Source organism: Micromonospora sp. NPDC007230 (assembly GCF_042869115.1).
In the GTDB taxonomy this organism is placed as follows: Bacteria; Actinomycetota; Actinomycetes; order Mycobacteriales; family Micromonosporaceae; genus Micromonospora.
Window position 1 is genome coordinate 108,375 of the sequence record NZ_JBIAFE010000015.1, and the last position, 18,013, is coordinate 126,387.

Sequence of the window (18,013 nt, forward strand, 5' to 3'; positions counted from 1 at the left end):
CGGGCGCCATGATCCAGCGGCGGCCCCGTCCGGAACGTGGTGCCCGCGTGCGGCCGACTACGCTTGCGGGGGTTCCGTCCCAGGAACGACGGCGGCGAGGGGAGACGCGGCATGGCGTGGAGCTGGCGGTACGAGGGCGCGAACGGCGAATCGGTCGACGGGCCGACCGAGTCGTTCAGCAGCCAGGCGGACGCCGAGTCGTGGATCGGCCAGACCTGGCGGGAGCTCGCGGCGTCCGGCGTCACCTCCGTCGCGCTCGTCGAGGACGACCGGGTGGAATACCGGATGAGCCTGCTGCCCCCGGCCCAGTGATGGGCTACGACCGCCCCGGCGAACCGCTGGTGCTCGGGGTGCCCCGCGCGGCGTTCCGGCCCAGCCCGATCTTCCTCGCCCTGGTCGCGCTCTTCGTGGTCAGCGGGGTGATGACCTGGCACGGCTACGGCAACGTCCGGTTCGACGTCTTCCTCTTCGCGGTCTCGGGCTGGCTGGTCTCGCTCTGCCTGCACGAGTACGCCCACGCGGTGGTCGCCTACCGCGCCGGCGACCGGGACATCGCCCACCGCGGCTACCTGACGCTCAACCCGCTGAAGTACACCAACCCGCTGCTGTCGATCGTGCTGCCCGTGGTGGTGGTGCTGCTCGGCGGCATCGGCCTGCCCGGCGGGGCGGTCTGGGTCGACCGGCACGCCATCCCCGGCCGGCTGCGGCACACCCTGGTCAGCCTGGCCGGTCCGGCCACCAACGTGCTGTTCACCCTGGTCCTGGTGGCGGCGCTGTGGCTCGGGTACGGCAACGTCGGTCCGCTGCAGTTCTGGGCCGGGGTGGGGCTGCTGGCGTTCCTCCAGCTCACCGCCAGCGTGCTCAACCTGCTGCCGGTGCCCGGGCTGGACGGCGGCAACATGATCCAGCCGTGGCTCGGCCCGCAGTACCGCCGGATGTACGACCTGTTCGCCCCGTACGGCTTCATCCTGCTGTTCGCGCTGCTGTGGAGCCCGCGGATCAACGGCTGGTTCTTCGGCGCGCTCTTCAGCGTGGCGGATTTCCTCGGGCTGCCGCCCCAGCTCTACGCACTCGGGTTCGAGCTGATCCGATTCTGGCGGGGCTGACCGGGCGGCGGGAGCCGCCGCGCAGCGGCGGGGCGGCCATGCCCCGGCGTACCCGGGAAGGGGCCCGGGCCGGCGCGGTGGCCGCGCCGGCCCGGGGAGAGCGTCACGGGCGCTGCGCCGGGCTCTCGGTCTTCGCCGGGTCCCGCTCGGTGACCGGCTCGACGATCTCGTCGATCGCCTTGAGCAGGTCGGCGTCGAGCTTCACGCCCGCCGCCTTGACGTTGTCGTGCACCTGCTCGGGCCGGGACGCCCCGACGATTGCCGAGGAGACGTTCGGGTTCTGCAGCACCCAGGCGATGGCGAGCTGCGGCATGGTCAGCCCGGCCTGCTCGGCCAGCGGCTTGAGCCGCTGCACCCGGGTGAGCACCTCGTCGCCGAGCCACTTGGCGATGAACCCGGCACCCGACTTCTCGTCGGTGGCCCGGGAGCCGACCGGCGGCGGCTGGCCCGGCAGGTACTTGCCGGACAGGACGCCCTGCGCCATCGGCGACCAGACGATCTGGCCGACGCCCAGCTCCTCGCAGGTGGGGATCACCTCGGTCTCGATGACCCGCCACAGCATCGAGTACTGCGGCTGGCTGGAGACCAGCGGGATGCGCAGCTCGCGGGCGAGCTGGTGGGCCTCGCGGATCTGCGACGCCTTCCACTCCGAGACGCCGATGTAGTGCGCCTTGCCGGAGTGCACGACGTCGGCGAAAGCCTCCATCGTCTCCTCCAGCGGGGTGCTGTAGTCGTACCGGTGGGCCTGGTAGAGGTCCACGTAGTCGGTCTGCAGGCGGCGCAGCGAGCCGTTGATCGACTCCATGATGTGCTTGCGGGACAGGCCGCGGTCGTTGCGCCCCGGGCCGGTCGGCCAGAAGACCTTGGTGAAGATCTCCAGCCCCTCGCGGCGCTCGTCCTTGAGCGCGCGGCCGAGCACCTCCTCGGCCTTGGTGCCGGCGTACACGTCGGCGGTGTCGAAGGTGGTGATGCCGGTGTCCAGGGCGGCCCGCACACAGGCGGCCGCGGCCTGCTCCTCGACCTGCGAGCCGTGAGTGATCCAGTTGCCGTACGAGATCTCGCTGACCATCAGGCCCGAGCGGCCTAGGTGTCGGAATTCCATGCCTCGACCCTAGCCCCGCCGGATCATGGCCGCGCCGAGGCGCGACGCGGGTGTGACGCGCAGCCGGGCAGGCGGCGTGATGCGGGGGTCAGAGCACCGGTGTCGTGTCGGCGAGCAGCCGGTCGATCTCGGCGATCACCGCCGCGCGGCCGGGATGCACCGGGTCGATCAGCGGCTCGCCCCGGCGGTCCAGCGCGCCCCAGCGGCCCGACCCGTCGCCGACCAGGAAGGCGACCGGGTGCACGACCAGCGCCGGGTACGCCGGCGGGACCAGCACCCGGCCGCTGCGGTCCACCACCCCCCGACGACCGGCCAGCTCCACCACGGCCAGCCCCTCCTCGGTGAAGCCGTCCACCTGACGGCCGTCGGCCAGGGCGGTGGTGAAGCCGTGGTAGCGGGTCGGCACGACGATCTGACCGGTCAGGTCGACGGCGCCCCAGCCGCCGCTCTGGCGGACCGCCGCCAGGCCCCCCCGGAACGGTCGCACGTCCTCGAACCCTGGCGGGATCTTCACGATGTTGGTGGGGTCGATCGCCATCCACCGGCCCTTGCCGTCCATCGACACCCAGGCCAGACCCTCGGAGAACGAGCCGACCGCCCGGTAGCCGTTGTTCGCCTCGATCAGCGCCGCGCCCGTGGTGTCGATCAGCGCCCAGCGGGACGCCTCCGGCCGGCGTACCCAGGCCACACCCTCGCGGAACGGCTGCACCTCGGCGTACCGGTGCTCGACCACCAGCTCGCCCGCCTCGTCCGCGTACCCCCACAGCTCCTGCTGCTCGTCGAAGGTCGGCACCGGGTACCGCTCGCGGCCCAGGATCGCCTCCCGGCTCCGCGGCTTCGGCCCGAAGCCGTCCGTCGCGGCCCGCGCGGCGACCGCGTCCAGCGCCATCGCCGTACGCGCGTTCAGTTCGGCGTCCTCGGCCTGGCGCAGGTCCAGGGCGCGCTCGAAGTGCAGGCACGCCTCGGTCAGCCGGCCCTGGTCGTAGCAGGACCGGCCGGCGTGCTCGTGCAGCGCCGCGCGCAGCCGGTCGGGCAGCTCCGGCGAGTTGGCCTCGGCGAAGAGCCGGTCGGCCTCCGCGTGCTCGCCCCGCCAGCGCAGCACCTCGGCCAGCCGCGCGCGGGCCAGCGCGGTCCGCCGCAGCTCGCCGGTGGCGTCCGCGTACGTGAGGGCGAGCCGGGCGTCGGCGACGGCGTCGTCCAACTCGCCGAGGATCCGGGACGTCACCGACCGCAGGCTCAGCAGCCGGGCCCGGCTGCGGTTGTCCAGCGCGCTGCCGAGCTTCGTGGTGAGCCCCTCCCGGACCTCGCGCAGCGCCTCCGGATCGGGAGCCTCCTCACGCAGCGTCTCCGGGTGCAGCCGCCACCGGAACGCGGCCAGCGCCTGCTCCGGGTCCGCCGGGCGTGGCTCCTGCGGTTCGGTCTCCGCCGTCGGCCGCTCCGCCGACGCCGCCGACGCCGAAGCCTGCGCGGGTGGTGCGGACACCTGCGCCGGTGGTGCGGAGACCTGGGCGGGTGGTGCGGAGACCTGGGCCGGTGGTGCGGAGACCTGGGCCGGTGGTGCGGAGACCTGCATCGGTGGTGCGGAGACCTGCGCGGGTGGTGCGGAGACCTGCATCGGTGGTGCGGAGACCTGCGCGGGTGGTGCGGAGACCTGCGCGGGTGGTGCGGAGACCTGCGCGGGTGGTGCGGACACCTGCATCGGTGGTGCGGCGACCTGGGTCGGTGGTGCCGACGCGGGTGGCGTTGCCGGTGGGGGCACGTCGGCCGGACCTGCCGACGCCGAGGGTGCGGCGGCCGGGACCGGAGGCGCCGAGGGTGCGGCGACCTGGGCCGGAGGCGCCGACACCGGCGGTGTGCCGGGCTCGGCAGGCGGGCCCGACCCGGGCCGCAGCGAGGGCGCCGTGCCCGCCGAACCGGTCTGGGCGGAAGCGTCGGCGGCCGGGGCGGACGGTGCGTGGTGTTCCGGTCGGGGCTGGACGGCAGCGTCCGGAGCGGCTGGCGCCGACCCGGGCGGAGCGGCGACTGCGGGGGCTTCCGGCTCCGCTTGGGGGGCGGCCTCCGAAGCAGTTGGTTCCAAAGTGGTGGGCGCGGCGTACTCCGGCGGCGCAGGGGCGGCGGGGGTTCCGGACTCGGGCTCCGCGGCGGCCTCCGGGGCCGCCTCGTCCACCGGGGCAGCCTCGTCCGCCGGGGCGGCGGGCGGCGGTGCGGGGTGGCTCGGCCGGAACCAGGCCTGCACCTCCTCGACCACCCGGCTGGCCCCGTCGTGGCCCGGCCGGTCCGGCCCCGCCGCCTCGGGGCGGTCGCCGCCGTCCTCCACCGTGGCCGACGTCGGAGCCACACCGTCGGCCGCCTCCCCGGACGTCGAGGTGCCCGCCGGCCCTGCCTCGGCGGTGGGTGCCGGCCGCCGGGGCAGGCCGGTGGCCGGTGCCGGAGGCGCGGCAGTGGACGGGGCCGGGCCGGCCGCCGGGGGCGTGGCCGTGCCGGGTCCGGTTGGTGCCGGAGACACGGGTGGCGCCGGTACGGGCGGGCGTGCCGCCGCGCTCTTGACCTCGGCCGGAGCAGCCGGTCCGACGGCCGGAGTGGCGACGGGCGGGCTGGAGACCGGAGCCTCGGCGGGCGGGGGCGCGGCGGCCGGAGTGGGCGCCGCGGGCGGTGGGGCCGGGTGCGCGGGCACGCCGGAGACCGGCCGGGGTTCGGCGGGTGCCGACCGGCCGCGTACCTCGTCGGGCGGGGTCGGCGCGGACGGCGTCGCGGAGCGTACCTCTTCGGGGCGAGCCGGCGTCGGTCCTTCCCGTACGGCGTCGGGGCGGGCCCGGGCGGCCGGGTCGGCCGGCGGACGCCAGCCGCCGGGGCGTGCCGGACCGGGCTCGGCCGGGCGACCTTGCCACGGGTCGGGGCGGAACGCCGCCCCGTCCTCAGCCCGCGGGCCGACCGGCTCGGGGTGCGGACGCTGAGCGGCCGGGTCGGGACGGCGGGCGTCGTACCGGGCCTCGTCGCCGGGGCGCGGCGGCGGCCCGTCCGGGCGGGGGCGGTCGGGGACGGCCGGCGGGCGGTGCCGCTCGTCGGGCCGGTACCCGGCCGGCTCGGTCCGGGGCCGGCGCTCGCCGACCGACCGCTCCTCGGTCCGTGGGCGCGCGGGATCGCCCGGGGGGCGCCGGCCGTCCCACCGGTCGCCCGGTCCGAAAGCGGCGGGCTGCGGTTCGTCGTACCGGCCGGGCTCCGGCCGGTACGGATCCACCGGCCGGCGCGGGCCGTCCGGCGCGTCCCGGTACGTCTCGGCCCGCGCGGCGGCCTCCCGGCGCGGGTCGGGCTGGCGGCGTGGCCCGTCGAAGCCGGGGTCCCGTTCACGGCGGGGCGGACCGTCGAAGCCCGGGTCGGGCCGGTCCGCCGGGGGCCCGAAGGCGGGGCCGCGCCGGTCGGTGGGGGGCCCGAAGCTCGGGTCGCGCCGGTCGGTGGGGCGGTCGAAGCCGCGCTCCCGCCGGTCGACCGGGCCGTCGGATGCCGGGCGCCGCTGGTCGGCCGGGCCGTCGTACCCCGGCTGCCGCCGGTCCATCGGGCCTGGCGGTGCGCCGTTGGGTCGCCCGGCGGCCGGGCCCCGGCGCGGCTCCGACCAGGGCGCTTGCGGCTGGGGACGGGGCGGGAACTCGCCGGGCTCCGGGAGCCAGCCGGGCTCGGGCGCGGGGGAGACCGGCCGCTGCGCGTCCGGCGTCCGCCGTCCTGGCTCGGGGTGCACCCACCGCTGGTCGTACCGGTCGTCGGGCCGGCCCGCGGCGCGCTCCGGGGTCCGCTCGTGCGGGTCGTACCGGTCGCCGGGGTGCGGCACCGGGCCGCGCCGGGGTTCGTCGCCAGGGGCGCGCCGGTCCGCCCACGCCCGCCGCCCGTCCGGGTGCGGCTCCTCCGCGCCGCGCCCGTCCGGGTGCCCGCGCCGCTCGCCCGGACCGCGCGGTCCCGGGAAGCCGCCACGCCGCTCGTCCGGGCCCGCCGGGCTCACCGGGTACGCGCCGCGCCCGCCGTCCGGGCCTGCCGGGCTCACCGGGTGGGCGCCGCGCCGGCCGTCCGGGCCTGCCGGGCTCACCGGGTGGCCGCCGCGCCGCTCGTCCGGGCCCGCCGGGCTGACGGGGTACGGGTCCTCGGCCGGTGCGGGGCTGACGGGCACCTCGGCCCGGCCGACGACGGCCCGGCCGCGCGGCGCGGGTGAGGTCAGGTACTCGATGCCGATGTCACCGGGGTAGCGCTGGCCCGGGAACTGTGGACGCCACTCGTGGGTGGGTTCGGCGGCCCAGGACGGTTCGGCCGGCTCGCGCCACTGGTCCCAGCCGCTCATCGGCAGGTCCCGTCGCCGTCGGCGCGGCGCGGCCCCCGGGCCGGCTCGCGTCGCTCGCTCACGGCGATGTCACCTCGTTGGAAATTGTCGCGCCGGGGCCCCGGCGCGCCGGTAGAGTCGCCCGGTCCGGCACGTCGTGGCTGCGGAAGGAGGGTAGCGGCGTGGGCTCTGTCACCGCCACTGTGGCACCGCCCACGGACTCAAACGTTACCCGATGGTTTCGGACATTCGGCGCCATAGTGGGATCTGGGTTTCGGCGTCACGCCACCTATCGCCAGGCCGCCGTGGCGGGAGTGGTCACCAACAGCGTTTTCGGCTTCCTGCGCTACTACATCTTCGTCGCGGCCGCCGGCGCGGCGGGCCGGGTCGCCGGCTACGACCGCGCCCAGCTCGCCACCTTCGTCTGGGTCGGGCAGGGGCTGCTGGCGGTGGTCGCGATCTGGGGTTGGACCGAGCTGGCCGACCGGATCCGGACCGGCGAGATCGCCGCCGACCTGCTCCGTCCGATCCACCCGGTGACCAGCTACTTCGCCACCGACCTGGGCCGCGCCGGGTTCGCCTCGCTGTCCCGGCTGCTGCCGCCGGTGCTGATCGGCCTGCTCTTCTTCGACGTGTACCTGCCCCGCCGCTGGGCCACCCTGCCGCTCTTCGCGCTCTCCGTGCTGCTCGCCGTGGTGGTCTGCTTCGGCTGCCGATACCTGGTCAACGCCACCGCGTACTGGTTGCAGGACGTCCGGGGTCCGCTGATCCTGTGGACGCTCTGCTCCGGCGTGCTCGCCGGCCTCTACTTCCCGCTGGGCTTCCTGCCCGGCTGGCTGGAGGCCGGGCTGCGGTACGGGACTCCGTTCCCGAGCCTGCTCCAGATCCCGCTCGACGTGCTGGTCGAACGGGACCCGGCAGCGATGCAGTTCGGCCTGGTCGGGGTGCAGCTCGGCTGGGCCGTGGCGCTGCTCGCCCTGTGCCGCCTGGTGCAGCGCCGAGCCGAGCGCCGCCTGGTGGTGCAGGGTGGCTGAGCCGGGGACGCTGACCGGCCCGGGCCGGTCGGCCGTGGAGAGTGGACCGGTGTGGCCGGGCGATGCGGACCGGCGACCGCCCGGGCTGGCCGCGTACCGGGCGCTGCTCGGCGCGCAGGCCCGGTCGCAGGCCGCGTACCGGGCGTCCTTCGTGGTGGACCTGGTCGGCAACGTCGGGGCCACGGTGTTCGACGTGGTCACCGTGCTGGTGCTCTTCGGGGTCACCCGCGAGCTCGGCGGCTTCACGCTCCGCGAGACGCTGGTGATCGTCGGCCTGTCGTCGTTCGCGTTCGCCACCGCGGACCTGCTGGTCGGCAACATCGAGCGGCTGCCCCGGTACGTCCGCACCGGCCTCTTCGACGCCGTGCTGGTCCGCCCACTGGCCGCGCTGCCCCAGTTGCTGCTTATGGACCTGCCCCTGCGCAAGGTCTCCCGGGCGGTCTTCGGGCTGGCCGTGCTGGTGGTGGCGCTCGCCTCGGCCGGCATCCAGTGGACGCCGGAGCGGGTGGCGCTGGCGGTGGTCGCCCCGCTCGCCGCGGTGGTCTTCTTCGGTTCGGTCTTCGTCACCACGGCCACCGTGTCGTTCTACTGGATCGACTCCGGTGAGCTGGCCAACTCGGTCACCTATGGCGGGCGTGACTTCACCTCGTACCCGGTCACCGTCTACGGCAGCTGGTTCCGGGCGCTCTTCGCGTACGGGATGGGGTTCGCCTTCGTCAGCTACCACCCGGCGCTGGCGCTGCTCGGCCGGGCCGACCCGCTCGGCCTGCCCGGCTGGGTCGGCTGGGTGGCGCCGGGCGTCGCGGTGGTCGCCGCGGCGATCGCCACCCTGGCCTGGCGGGTCGGGATCCGTCACTACCGGAGTACGGGGTCATGAGCGTCATCGAGATGCGCGGGCTGCGCAAGGAGTTCACGGTCCGGATCAAGGCGGGCCGGCTGCGCCGGGAGAAGCGGACGGTCACCGCGGTCGACGGGGTCGACCTGCGGGTCGAGCGCGGCGAGATGCTCGGCTACATCGGCCCGAACGGCGCCGGGAAGTCGACCACGCTGAAGATGCTCACCGGCGTGTTGATGCCGTCGGCGGGGGAGGCCCGGGTGTGCGGGCTGCGCCCGGTGGCCGAGCGTACCCGGCTGGCGCTGCGCATCGGCGTGGTCTTCGGCCAGCGCTCGCAGCTCTGGTGGGACCTGCCGCTGCGCGACTCGTTCGAGCTGCTCCGGCACGTCTACCGGGTGCCCGCGGGCGAGCACGCGGCCCGGCTGGCCCGGTGCCGGAGCCTGCTCGACCTCGACGAGTTCCTGGACACCCCGGTCCGGCAGCTCTCCCTCGGCCAGCGGATGCGTGGCGAGCTGACCGCCGCGCTGCTGCACGGCCCGGAGGTGCTCTTCCTCGACGAGCCGACCATCGGGCTGGACGTGGTGAGCAAGCAGGCGGTCCGCGGCTTCCTGGCTGAGCTGGGCCGGGCGGGCGACACCACGCTGGTGCTCACCACCCACGACCTAGCCGACATCGAGCGGCTCTGCCGGCGCTTGGTGGTGATCGACCACGGCCGGGTGGTGCACGACGGCTCGATCGCCGCCCTGCACAGCCGGTACGGCTCCCGCCGGATGGTCGTCGCCGAGCTGGACACCGCGCTGCCCGAGCCGCCGGCACTGCCCGGCGCCCCGTTGCAGCGGGTGGAGGCGGACGGGCACCGGCTGGTCTTCGTGCTGGAGTCGGCGACCGTCGCCGAGGTGGTGGCCGGGCTGGCCGGCCTGGCCGCGTTGCGGGACATCGCGATCGTCGAGCCGGACATCGAGGAGGTCGTCGCCCGGCTCTACCGCGCCCCGGCCGAGGTCGGTGAGCAGGTGCGGGTGACCGAGTAGCAGGGGCCCACCGGCGCGCGTCGCCAGGTGCCGCCTGGTGTGATTCGACAACTGCGGGTGACAGCCGCCGTCGGAGGCCTGATGTCACGCGGCGTGACGGCGATAGCGGCGGCCCCGCGCGGGGCTGCTGCCGCCTTAGCTGGATGACCAGCGGAAAGCCGTGAAGCAGGGGCCGCAGCAGACCCCTCCGTCGCCCGCCTTTGCTCTGCAGCCAGATACGCAGCCGAGAACCGTGCGTGACCGCTGCGTGCGTGGCTGCAGAGCAAAGGCGGGGTGGGTGGAGGTTGTGGGCCTGGCATGCTGTCACTCAGCGTGATCGCGGTCGGTGCGCGGCCGGCGCCGCACGTCAGCCGGCGCCCCCCGGGGCCGCCCACCGGGCGCCCGGCCCGGTGGCCCGCGACGGCGGGAGCGGACCGTGCCGGCCGGGCCGTCACCGGCTCACGGGTGCTCCATCACCAGCACCGCGAAAGTGCCCGGGACCAGGGCCTCGTACCGGTGCGGCGTGTCACCGGGGAATGTGGCGTAGTCGCCTGGACCCAGCTCGACCAGGTCGGACTCCGGGCCGAGGCGCATCCGTCCGGCGGCGACCACGACATGCTCGACGCTGCGCGGGGTGTGCGACTCGGCCACCCGCACCGCACCCGGCTCCAGCTCCATCACGTAGACGTCGCGGCGGGCGTGCGGCGCTCCGGCGGCGAGCAGCGTGGCGCTGAAGTCGGCGTGCTCGGACCGGATCCGCGGGCCCTCGCCGGCGCGGACCACCCGGACGGCGGCCGTGGGTGGCTCGACCAGCCGGCTGAACGGCACGCCCAGCGCCACCCCCAGCGCCCACAGCGTCTCGACGCTCGGGTTGCCGACCCCGGACTCCAACTGGGACAGGGTGGACTTGGCGATGCCGGCCCGGCGGGCGAGCTCGGTCAGCGAGATCCCGGCCCGGTCGCGCTCGCGGCGCAGCGCGGCCGCGATGGTGGCCAGCGGGGGAGCGGGGTCGACGGCCATTGTTCGCTCCAGAGGTCGGTTTGTTCGGTTTGACGAACGCGTGCTGTCGTGTTCAGGATAATGGACATGCGTACGGCATATCGAACGGCCGATCGGGCGGTGCTCCGCGACGTCGCCGCCATCGGGGCGGCCATGCTCGCCGTGGGCGCCTCGTTCGGCGCCGTGGCGGTGGCCGCCGGCCTCCCGGCCTGGGCGACCCTCGCCATGTCCGTGTTCCTCTACGCAGGCGGCGCGCAGTTCATGGCGGTGGGTCTGGTCGCCGCAGGCAGCCCGGTCGCCGCCGTTCTCGCCGGCCTCCTGCTCAACGCCCGGCACCTGCCGTTCGGGCTGGCTCTCGGCGGCACCCTCGGGCGACGGCGCTGGCAGCGGCTGCTCGGCAGCCACCTGATGACCGACGAGGCGACCGCCTTCGCCCTGGCCCGACCGGCCGGGCCCGGACGCCGTCGGGCGTTCTGGCTCGCCGGGGCGCTGCTCTTCCTGGCCTGGAACGCCGGCACCCTGCTCGGCGTGCTCGCCGGCGGCGCGGTGAGCGACCCGGCTGTCCTGGGGCTCGACGCCGCCTTCCCGGCCGGGCTGGCCGCCCTGCTGCTGCCGAGCCTGCGCGACCGGGACACCCGCCGGGTCGCGCTGGCCGGCGCCGGGCTGGCGGTGCTGGCCACCCCGGTGCTGCCGGCCGGGGTGCCGGTGCTGCTCGCGCTCGTCGCCCTGATCGTGCCCGCACTCCGCGGCCGTGGCGCGAGCAGCGCCGACCAGGTGCCCGACGGGACGGCCGTGGCCGGCCCGGAGCAGCACGGCCGGCCCGGCCCGCACGGGGCCGCACCGGACCCCGCCCACCACGCCGGGCCGGTGGTCCGGGCCGGGGAGGCGCCGTGCTGATCGCCGTGATCCTCGCCCTGGCCGTCGGCACGTACGGCTTCCGGGTCGCCGGAGTGCTGCTGCGCGACCGGGTGGAGTTGCCCGATTGGGCCCGGCACCTGTTGCCGGTGGCTGCCGCCGCCCTGCTGGCCGCCCTCGCCGCGACCGCGGCACTGACCGAGGCTGGCGGCTTCGCCGGCTACGCCCGGCCCGCGGGGGTGCTGGTCGGGCTGCTGCTCGCCTGGCGACGGGCGCCCTTCGTGCTGGTCGTGGTCGCGGCGGCCGGCACCACCGCGCTGCTGCGCCTGCTCGGGGTGGCATGACGCGGCCCCTCCCCGCGAGTGCGGGAAGGGGCCGCGTACGGGCCGGAAGGGCTCAGATCTTGTCGCCGACGTTCACCTGGGGTGCGGGGGCGCGCATCTTGCGGAACGTGATCGACCGCATGATCGCGTAGAGGTAGAGCGAGCCCAGCTTCTCGGTGCTCTTCGGGTAGCGCTCGCGGACCAGCTTCTTGATCTTGCGGGAGATCAGGACCGAGTCGATCACCACGCCGAGTGCCAGCGCACCCCACAGCAGGTTGGAGATCAGCCGCACGATCGGCGGCATGGCCTGGTTGGAGCCGAGCAGCACGATCAGCGCGCCGCCGAAGAACCAGGTGCCGACGGTACGCCGGGAGTCCACCACGTTGCGGGCCAGCAGCCGCTCGGGGCCCCGGTCGCGCGGGCCGCCCTCGCGGCGGAACTCGGCCGCCGCCTCGGCGCGGGCCGTCCGGCGCTGCTCCCGCGCCTCCTCCTTGGTCAGCGGCTTGCTCGGCGCGCCCGGTCGGCGGCCGGCGGTGGGCCGCTTGGGCGTCACCACGCCCAGTTCCTTCTTGCTCGGGGTGTGGCCCCGGGACGGGGCAGCGGCGGACGCCTCGTCGGTCGTCACCGTGGTGACGGATTCCTCGACGAGGTCGGCGGGCTTACGACGAAACAGCGACGGCACGTCGTGAAGGGTAGCCAAACAGCCGCGCCCGGTGCACATCGCGGGTGCACCGGGCGCGGAAAACGCAGTGTGATGTTACGGACGCTCTGCGTGTGCGCCGAGGTTGGCCAGCTTGGCTTCGAAGTCCTCGTAGCCCCGGTTGATCAGGTCGACGCCGTACACCCGGGAGGTGCCCTCGGCGGCCAGCGCCGCGATCAGGTGACTGAAACCGGCCCGCAGGTCCGGGATGACCAGATCGGCCGCGTGCAGCTTGCTCGGGCCGGCGATCACCGCGGAGTGCTTGAAGTTGCGGCGGCCGAAGCGGCACGGGGTGCCGCCCAGGCAGTCCCGGTAGACCTGGATGTTGGCGCCCATCGAGTTGAGCGCCGTGGTGTAGCCGAGCCGCTGCTCGTACACCGTCTCGTGGACGATCGACAGCCCCCGGGCCTGGGTCAGCGCGACCACGAGCGGCTGCTGCCAGTCGGTCATGAAGCCGGGGTGCACGTCGGTCTCGAGGGCGACCGACTTCAGCTCGCCACCCGGGTGCCAGAACCGGATGCCGCCCTCCTGGCCCGGCCGGTCGGCCCGCGGCGGCCGGAGGTCGGTCACCTCGTACTCGCCGCCGACCGAGCGGAAGATGTTCAGGAAGGTCATCATGTCGGCCTGCTGGGCGCCCAGCACCTCGACGTGGCCGCGGGTGGCCAGCGCGGCCGCCGCCCAGCTCGCCGCCTCGATCCGGTCGGGGATCGGCCGGTGGGTGTAGCCGTGCAGCTTCGGTACGCCCTGGATCTCGATCACCCGGTCGGTGTGCACCTTGATGATCGCGCCCATCTTCTGCAGCACGCAGATCAGGTCGATGATCTCCGGCTCGACGGCGGCGTTGCGCAGCTCGGTGACGCCCTCGGCCATCACCGCGGTGAGCAGTACCTGCTCCGTGGCGCCGACGCTCGGGTACGGCAGGGCGAACTTCGTGCCGTGCAGCCCGTTCGGGGCGGACAGGTGCAGCCCCTCCGGCCGCTTGTCGACGGTCGCGCCGAACTCGCGCAGGGCCTGCAGGTGGAAGTCGATCGGGCGCGGCCCGATGTGGCAGCCGCCCAGGTCCGGGATGAAGGCGTGGCCGAGCCGGTGCAGCAGCGGGCCGCAGAACAGGATCGGGATCCGGCTGGAGCCGGCGTGCACGTTGATCTGGTCGGTGCTGGCGCTCTCGACGTTGGACGGGTCGAAGATGAGCTCGCCGTCCTCCTCGCCGTCACTGACCTTGACGCCGTGCAGGCCGAGCAGCCCGCGGACCACCTCGACGTCCCGGATCCGCGGCACGTCGAACAGCCGGCTGGGGGTGTCACCCAGGAGGGCGGCGACCATCGCCTTGGACACGAGATTCTTCGCGCCGCGCACGCGGATCCGCCCTTCGAGCGGAGTGCCTCCGTGTACGACCAGGACGTCGTCGGTCAACGCAACCTCCAGCGCGTTGGTACTTCCGTGCAGATGATCGGGCTCACGATGTGCATCGCTACCCAGAATGGGGCCGCAGGAAAACGACCCGCGTCTTTCGTCGCCCCGGCAGCATAGCCCTCCGTGACGAGAATGGAATCGGTCACATCACCAGCGAGGGCACGAACCGGGGTGTCCGGTGCGTTTCCGTACCAGTGATGTGACCGAGGGTGATCAAGCGCCGGGGAGTGCGAGCATCTGGTCCAGCGCCGCCCGGGCGTGCCGCGCGGTGTCCGGGTCGACGGTGATCTGGTTGACGACCCGACCGGCCACCAGCTCCTCCAGGGCCCACACCAGGTGCGGCAGATCGATCCGGTTCATCGTCGAGCAGTAGCAGACCGCCCGGTCCAGGAACATGATCTGCTTGTCCGGGTGGGCCAACGCCAGCCGACGGACCAGATTCAGCTCGGTGCCGACCGCCCACGCCGAGCCGGCCGGGGCCGCCTCGATGGTCTTGATGATGTACTCGGTCGAACCCACGTGGTCGGCGGCGGTCACCACCTCGTGCCGGCACTCCGGGTGGACCAGCACGTTGACCCCCGGCACCCGCTCTCGGACGTCGTTGACGCTGTCCAGCGTGAACCGGCCGTGCACCGAGCAGTGCCCGCGCCACAGGATCATCTTCGCGTCGCGGAGCTGCTCCGGGGTCAGCCCGCCGTTCGGCTTGTGCGGGTCGTAGAGGACGCAGTCGTCCAGCGAGTAGCCCATCTCCAGCACCGCGGTGTTGCGGCCGAGGTGCTGGTCGGGCAGGAAGAGCACCTTCGACCCCTGCTGGTACGCCCAGTCCAGCGCCCGCTTCGCGTTCGACGAGGTGCAGACCACGCCGCCGTGCCGGCCGACGAAGCCCTTGATGTCCGCCGAGGAGTTCATGTAGGTCACCGGGACGGTGTCCTGCGCCACGCCCAGCTCGGCCAGCACGTCCCAGGCGGTCTCGACCTGCGACAGCAGCGCCATGTCGGCCATCGAGCAGCCGGCGGCGAGGTCGGGCAGGATCACCTGCTGGCTGTCCGAGGTCAGGATGTCCGCGCTCTCCGCCATGAAGTGCACGCCGCAGAAGACGATGTACTCCGCGTCGGGGCGGGCCGCCGCCTCCCGGGCCAACTTGAACGAGTCGCCGGTCACGTCGGCGAACTGGATCACCTCGTCGCGCTGGTAGTGGTGGCCCAGCACGAAGACCTTCGTGCCCAGCGCGGCCTTGGCGGCCGCCGCCCGGGCCACCAGGTCCGGGTCGCTCGGCGCGGGGAGGTCACCCGGACACTCCACGCCGCGTTCGGTGGCGGGGTCGCTGCCGCGGCCGAGGAGCAGCAGCGCGGTGGCGGTGTTGGAGGGCTCAACCCAGGTCGAAGTCACGCCCCCCATGGTCCCACAGCGCGCCCGGCGTACGACCACCGTCGGTGTGGCCTGCCACACTGCTCGGCATGCGCGTGCTGCTCTGTCCGGACAAGTTCGCCGGCACGCTGCCGGCTCAGGAGGTGGCCGCCGCGGTGGCCGAGGGCTGGCGGACCATGGCCCCCGGGGACGAGCTGCTGCTCCGGCCGCTCGCCGACGGCGGGCCCGGGTTCGTCGCCGTCCTCGCCGAGGCGCTCGGCGGGCGGCGGCTGCCGGTCCCGACCGTCGACCCGCTCGGCCGCCCCGCCGCCGGTGAGATCCTGCTCACCGACGACGGCACCGCCTACCTGGAGAGCGCCCAGGCGTGCGGGCTGCACCTGCTGTCGGCCGCCGAGCGGGACCCGAAGGCCACCACCTCGTACGGGCTGGGGCTGCTGGTGGCCGCGGCGGTCGAGGCGGGGGCGCGGACCCTGGTGATCGGGCTCGGCGGCTCCGCCACCAACGACGGGGGCGCCGGGATGCTCATCCCGCTCGGCGTCACCGCGCTGGACGAGGCGGGCCGCGCCCTGCCGTACGGCGGGGCGGCGCTGGCCGCGGTGGCCGCGCTGGACGGCGCGCCCCGGGTCCGCGGCGCCACCCTGATCGCCGCCACCGACGTCGACAACCCGCTGCTCGGGCTGCACGGCGCCAGCAACGTCTACGGCCCGCAGAAGGGCGCCACGCGGGAGGACGTCCTGCTGCTCGACGGCGCTCTCGAGCGCTGGGCCGAGGTGCTGGAACGCGAGCTGCCCGACTGCCCGCCCGGCTTCGCCGCACGGCCCGGCGCCGGGACGGCCGGCGGGCTCGGCGCGGCGGTGCTCGCCCTCGGCGGCCGGTGCGAGTCCGGCATCGGGCTGGTCAGCCGGGCCATCGGGCTGGACGCGGCGCTGGACGCCGCCGACCTGGTGATCACGGGGGAGGGCTCCTTCGACCACCAGTCGCTGCGCGGCAAGGTGGTCGCCGGGGTGGCCGGGGCGGCCCGGGACCGCGGGGTGCCCTGCGTGGTGCTGGCCGGCCGGGTGAGCACCGGGCGGCGGGAGGCCGCCGCGGCGGGCGTGACCGAGGCGTACAGCCTGGTGGAGCACTTCGGCGGCGAGGAGCGCGGCGGGGCGGCGGCGGCGCTGGACCGGCCCGCCGAGGGGCTGCGCGCGCTCGGCGCCCGCCTGGCCCGGCAGTGGAGCCGCTGACCGCTGCCTGGCCTGCGGCGCGGCTCACCCGCCGCGGATCACGCCACCGGGGGTGGCGCGCGGCGGGGCGGCGTACGATCGGATCTGGACCACACCGGGAATGACTGGGCGACGGGAAATGTTGGCCAGTGCGTCCGGACCCACACGCGCAGGGAGATTTCCACGTGACCACGCCAGCGCAGACCGAGTCGACCGAGGCCAAGGCCCCCAGCACCGTCGTCCTCACCGACGTCGCGGCGCAGAAGGTCAAGGCCCTGATCGAGCAGGAAGGCCGCGACGACCTGCGGCTCCGGGTCGCGGTGCAGCCGGGCGGCTGCTCCGGCCTGCGGTACCAGCTCTTCTTCGACGAGCGGTCGCTCGACGGTGACATCGTCACCGACTTCGACGGTGTCGAGGTCGTCGTCGACCGGATGAGCGCCCCCTACCTGGCCGGCGCGACCATCGACTTCGCCGACCGGATCGACGCCCAGGGCTTCACCATCGACAACCCCAACGCCGGCAACTCCTGCGCCTGCGGCGACTCGTTCAGCTGAGTCGACGCCGGCCGGCCCGGACGGGCCACGACGGCTGACATACGGACACGGCGGGACCTCCCCTCACCGGGTGGTCCCGCCGTGCTGTCTCCGCCTCCGGCAGGTGTCCACGCGGTGACCTTCGTACGTGCGGAGTATGACCGGTTGTCGACCGACCCCGGTCCGCCCGGGCTGAGTGACCGGTAGGCTGACCCGCGCCGTGCTCCCGACCGCGAGGGTTGACATGAAGATCGCCGTGACCGGTTCGATCGCGACCGACCACCTGATGAGCTTCCCCGGCCGGTTCGCCGACCAGCTCATCGCCGACCAGTTGGACAAGGTGTCGCTGTCCTTCCTCGTCGACGAGCTGGTGCTCCGGCGCGGAGGCACCGCCGCCAACATCGCCTTCGGCATGGCCCAGCTCGGCCTGCGTCCGGTGCTGCTCGGCGCGGTCGGCGCGGACTTCGCCGACTACCGCTCCTGGCTCGAACGGCACGGCGTGGACTGCGACTCGGTGCACGTCAGCGAGGTGGCGCACACCGCCCGGTTCGTCTGCACCACCGACACCGACATGTGCCAGATCGCCTCGTTCTACGCCGGCGCGATGAGCGAGGCCCGCAACATCGAGCTGGCCCCGGTGGCCGACCGCCTCGGCGGCCTGGACCTGGTGCTGGTCAGCGCCAACGACCCGGCCGCGATGATCCGCCACTCGACCGAGTGCCGGGAGCGGGGGTACGCGTTCGTGGCCGACCCGTCGCAGCAGCTCGCCCGGATGGACGGCGGCGACGTGCTCGGCCTGGTCGACGGCGCCGACTACCTGATGACCAACGAGTACGAGAAGTCGCTGCTGCAGAGCAAGGCCGGGCTGACCGACGCGCAGCTGCTGGACCGGGTGCGGGTGCGGGTCACCACGCTGGGCAAGCAGGGCGTGGAGATCGCCGGCCGGGACATCGGCACCATCCACGTGCCGATCGCCCGGGAGATGCAGGCGGTCGACCCGACCGGCGTCGGCGACGGCTTCCGGGCCGGCTTCTTCGCCGCCCTCGACTGGGGCGTCAACCTGGAGCGGGCCGCCCAGGTGGGCTGCCTGCTCGCCACCCTCGTGCTGGAGAACTTCGGCGGCCAGGAGTACGAGGTCCGCCGGGACCTGTTCGTCAAGCGGCTCGCCGAGTCGTACGGGGACGCGGCCGCCGAAGACGTCCGGCCGTACCTGCTGCCGTGACCTCCGGC

Annotated in this window: 16 protein-coding genes; 10 read left to right on the plus strand and 6 right to left on the minus strand. The window is 74.7% G+C overall.

What is annotated here, in order from left to right; translation table 11 throughout:
- Positions 1–111: 111 nt before the first annotated feature.
- Both ACFYML_RS21790 and ACFYML_RS21795 read left to right on the plus strand, forming a co-directional pair.
- On the plus strand, positions 112–312 hold the full coding sequence (locus ACFYML_RS21790) for a hypothetical protein (protein ID WP_073833657.1): 201 nt from the start codon (positions 112–114) through the stop codon (positions 310–312).
- Positions 312–1,106: a site-2 protease family protein gene (locus ACFYML_RS21795; RefSeq protein ID WP_387422392.1), complete on the plus strand. Its 795-nt coding sequence runs from the start codon at positions 312–314 to the stop codon at positions 1,104–1,106. Before ACFYML_RS21790 ends, ACFYML_RS21795 begins: the two co-directional genes overlap by 1 nt.
- 103 nt (positions 1,107–1,209) lie before the next feature.
- Here ACFYML_RS21795 and ACFYML_RS21800 read toward each other — a convergent pair whose 3' ends face one another.
- Together ACFYML_RS21800 and ACFYML_RS21805 are read right to left on the minus strand one after the other, a co-directional pair.
- Positions 1,210–2,208 (minus strand): aldo/keto reductase family protein, encoded by a 999-nt coding sequence (locus ACFYML_RS21800; protein WP_387422393.1) that lies wholly within the window; start codon positions 2,206–2,208, stop codon positions 1,210–1,212.
- 88 nt (positions 2,209–2,296) lie between these two features.
- The gene (locus ACFYML_RS21805; RefSeq protein WP_387422394.1) at positions 2,297–6,532 is read right to left on the minus strand and encodes a WG repeat-containing protein; all 4,236 of its coding nucleotides are present in this window, start codon (positions 6,530–6,532) and stop codon (positions 2,297–2,299) included.
- Positions 6,533–6,693: 161 nt separating this feature from the next.
- Here ACFYML_RS21805 and ACFYML_RS21810 point away from each other — a divergent pair, with 161 nt between their 5' ends.
- From ACFYML_RS21810 to ACFYML_RS21820, 3 genes are all read left to right on the plus strand, one after another.
- Positions 6,694–7,545: an ABC transporter permease gene (locus ACFYML_RS21810; RefSeq protein ID WP_387422395.1), complete on the plus strand. Its 852-nt coding sequence runs from the start codon at positions 6,694–6,696 to the stop codon at positions 7,543–7,545.
- 85 nt (positions 7,546–7,630) lie between these two features.
- Positions 7,631–8,422 (plus strand): ABC transporter permease, encoded by a 792-nt coding sequence (locus tag ACFYML_RS21815; RefSeq protein ID WP_387422434.1) that lies wholly within the window; start codon positions 7,631–7,633, stop codon positions 8,420–8,422.
- Positions 8,419–9,408 (plus strand): ATP-binding cassette domain-containing protein, encoded by a 990-nt coding sequence (locus tag ACFYML_RS21820; protein WP_387422396.1) that lies wholly within the window; start codon positions 8,419–8,421, stop codon positions 9,406–9,408. Before ACFYML_RS21815 ends, ACFYML_RS21820 begins: the two co-directional genes overlap by 4 nt.
- Positions 9,409–9,846: 438 nt before the next feature.
- Here ACFYML_RS21820 and ACFYML_RS21825 read toward each other — a convergent pair whose 3' ends face one another.
- Entirely contained in the window at positions 9,847–10,407 is a 561-nt protein-coding gene (locus tag ACFYML_RS21825) for an XRE family transcriptional regulator (protein WP_357435053.1), read from the minus strand.
- A 66-nt stretch (positions 10,408–10,473) separates the two neighbouring features.
- On the opposite strand from ACFYML_RS21825, the gene ACFYML_RS21830 reads away from it, so the two are divergent.
- The gene (locus tag ACFYML_RS21830; RefSeq protein ID WP_387422397.1) at positions 10,474–11,283 is read left to right on the plus strand and encodes an AzlC family ABC transporter permease; all 810 of its coding nucleotides are present in this window, start codon (positions 10,474–10,476) and stop codon (positions 11,281–11,283) included.
- Positions 11,277–11,585 carry an AzlD domain-containing protein gene (locus tag ACFYML_RS21835; RefSeq protein ID WP_387422398.1) on the plus strand — a complete coding sequence of 103 codons (309 nt, stop codon included), beginning with the start codon at positions 11,277–11,279 and terminating at the stop codon, positions 11,583–11,585. Before ACFYML_RS21830 ends, ACFYML_RS21835 begins: the two co-directional genes overlap by 7 nt.
- A gap of 52 nt (positions 11,586–11,637) precedes the next feature.
- Here ACFYML_RS21835 and ACFYML_RS21840 read toward each other — a convergent pair whose 3' ends face one another.
- From ACFYML_RS21840 to nadA, 3 genes are all read right to left on the minus strand, one after another.
- The gene (locus ACFYML_RS21840; RefSeq protein ID WP_387422399.1) at positions 11,638–12,246 is read right to left on the minus strand and encodes a DUF3043 domain-containing protein; all 609 of its coding nucleotides are present in this window, start codon (positions 12,244–12,246) and stop codon (positions 11,638–11,640) included.
- Between the two features lie 75 nt (positions 12,247–12,321).
- Positions 12,322–13,677, minus strand: a complete 1,356-nt coding sequence (murA, locus tag ACFYML_RS21845; RefSeq protein ID WP_387422400.1) for a UDP-N-acetylglucosamine 1-carboxyvinyltransferase — start codon at positions 13,675–13,677, stop codon at positions 12,322–12,324.
- A gap of 213 nt (positions 13,678–13,890) precedes the next feature.
- A complete protein-coding gene (gene nadA, locus ACFYML_RS21850) occupies positions 13,891–15,066 on the minus strand; it encodes a quinolinate synthase NadA (protein ID WP_387422401.1) in 1,176 nt (391 codons plus the stop codon).
- A gap of 68 nt (positions 15,067–15,134) precedes the next feature.
- On the opposite strand from nadA, the gene ACFYML_RS21855 reads away from it, so the two are divergent.
- The 3 genes from ACFYML_RS21855 to ACFYML_RS21865 all read left to right on the plus strand — a co-directional run bounded on the left by ACFYML_RS21855 (position 15,135) and on the right by ACFYML_RS21865 (position 18,005).
- The gene (locus ACFYML_RS21855; RefSeq protein WP_387422402.1) at positions 15,135–16,271 is read left to right on the plus strand and encodes a glycerate kinase; all 1,137 of its coding nucleotides are present in this window, start codon (positions 15,135–15,137) and stop codon (positions 16,269–16,271) included.
- Between the two features lie 164 nt (positions 16,272–16,435).
- Positions 16,436–16,804 (plus strand): iron-sulfur cluster insertion protein ErpA, encoded by a 369-nt coding sequence (gene erpA / locus ACFYML_RS21860; RefSeq protein WP_073833647.1) that lies wholly within the window; start codon positions 16,436–16,438, stop codon positions 16,802–16,804.
- A 223-nt stretch (positions 16,805–17,027) separates the two neighbouring features.
- Positions 17,028–18,005, plus strand: coding sequence for a carbohydrate kinase family protein (locus ACFYML_RS21865; RefSeq protein ID WP_357435063.1), 978 nt, complete (start codon positions 17,028–17,030; stop codon positions 18,003–18,005).
- The last annotated feature ends 8 nt before the right edge of the window (positions 18,006–18,013 follow it).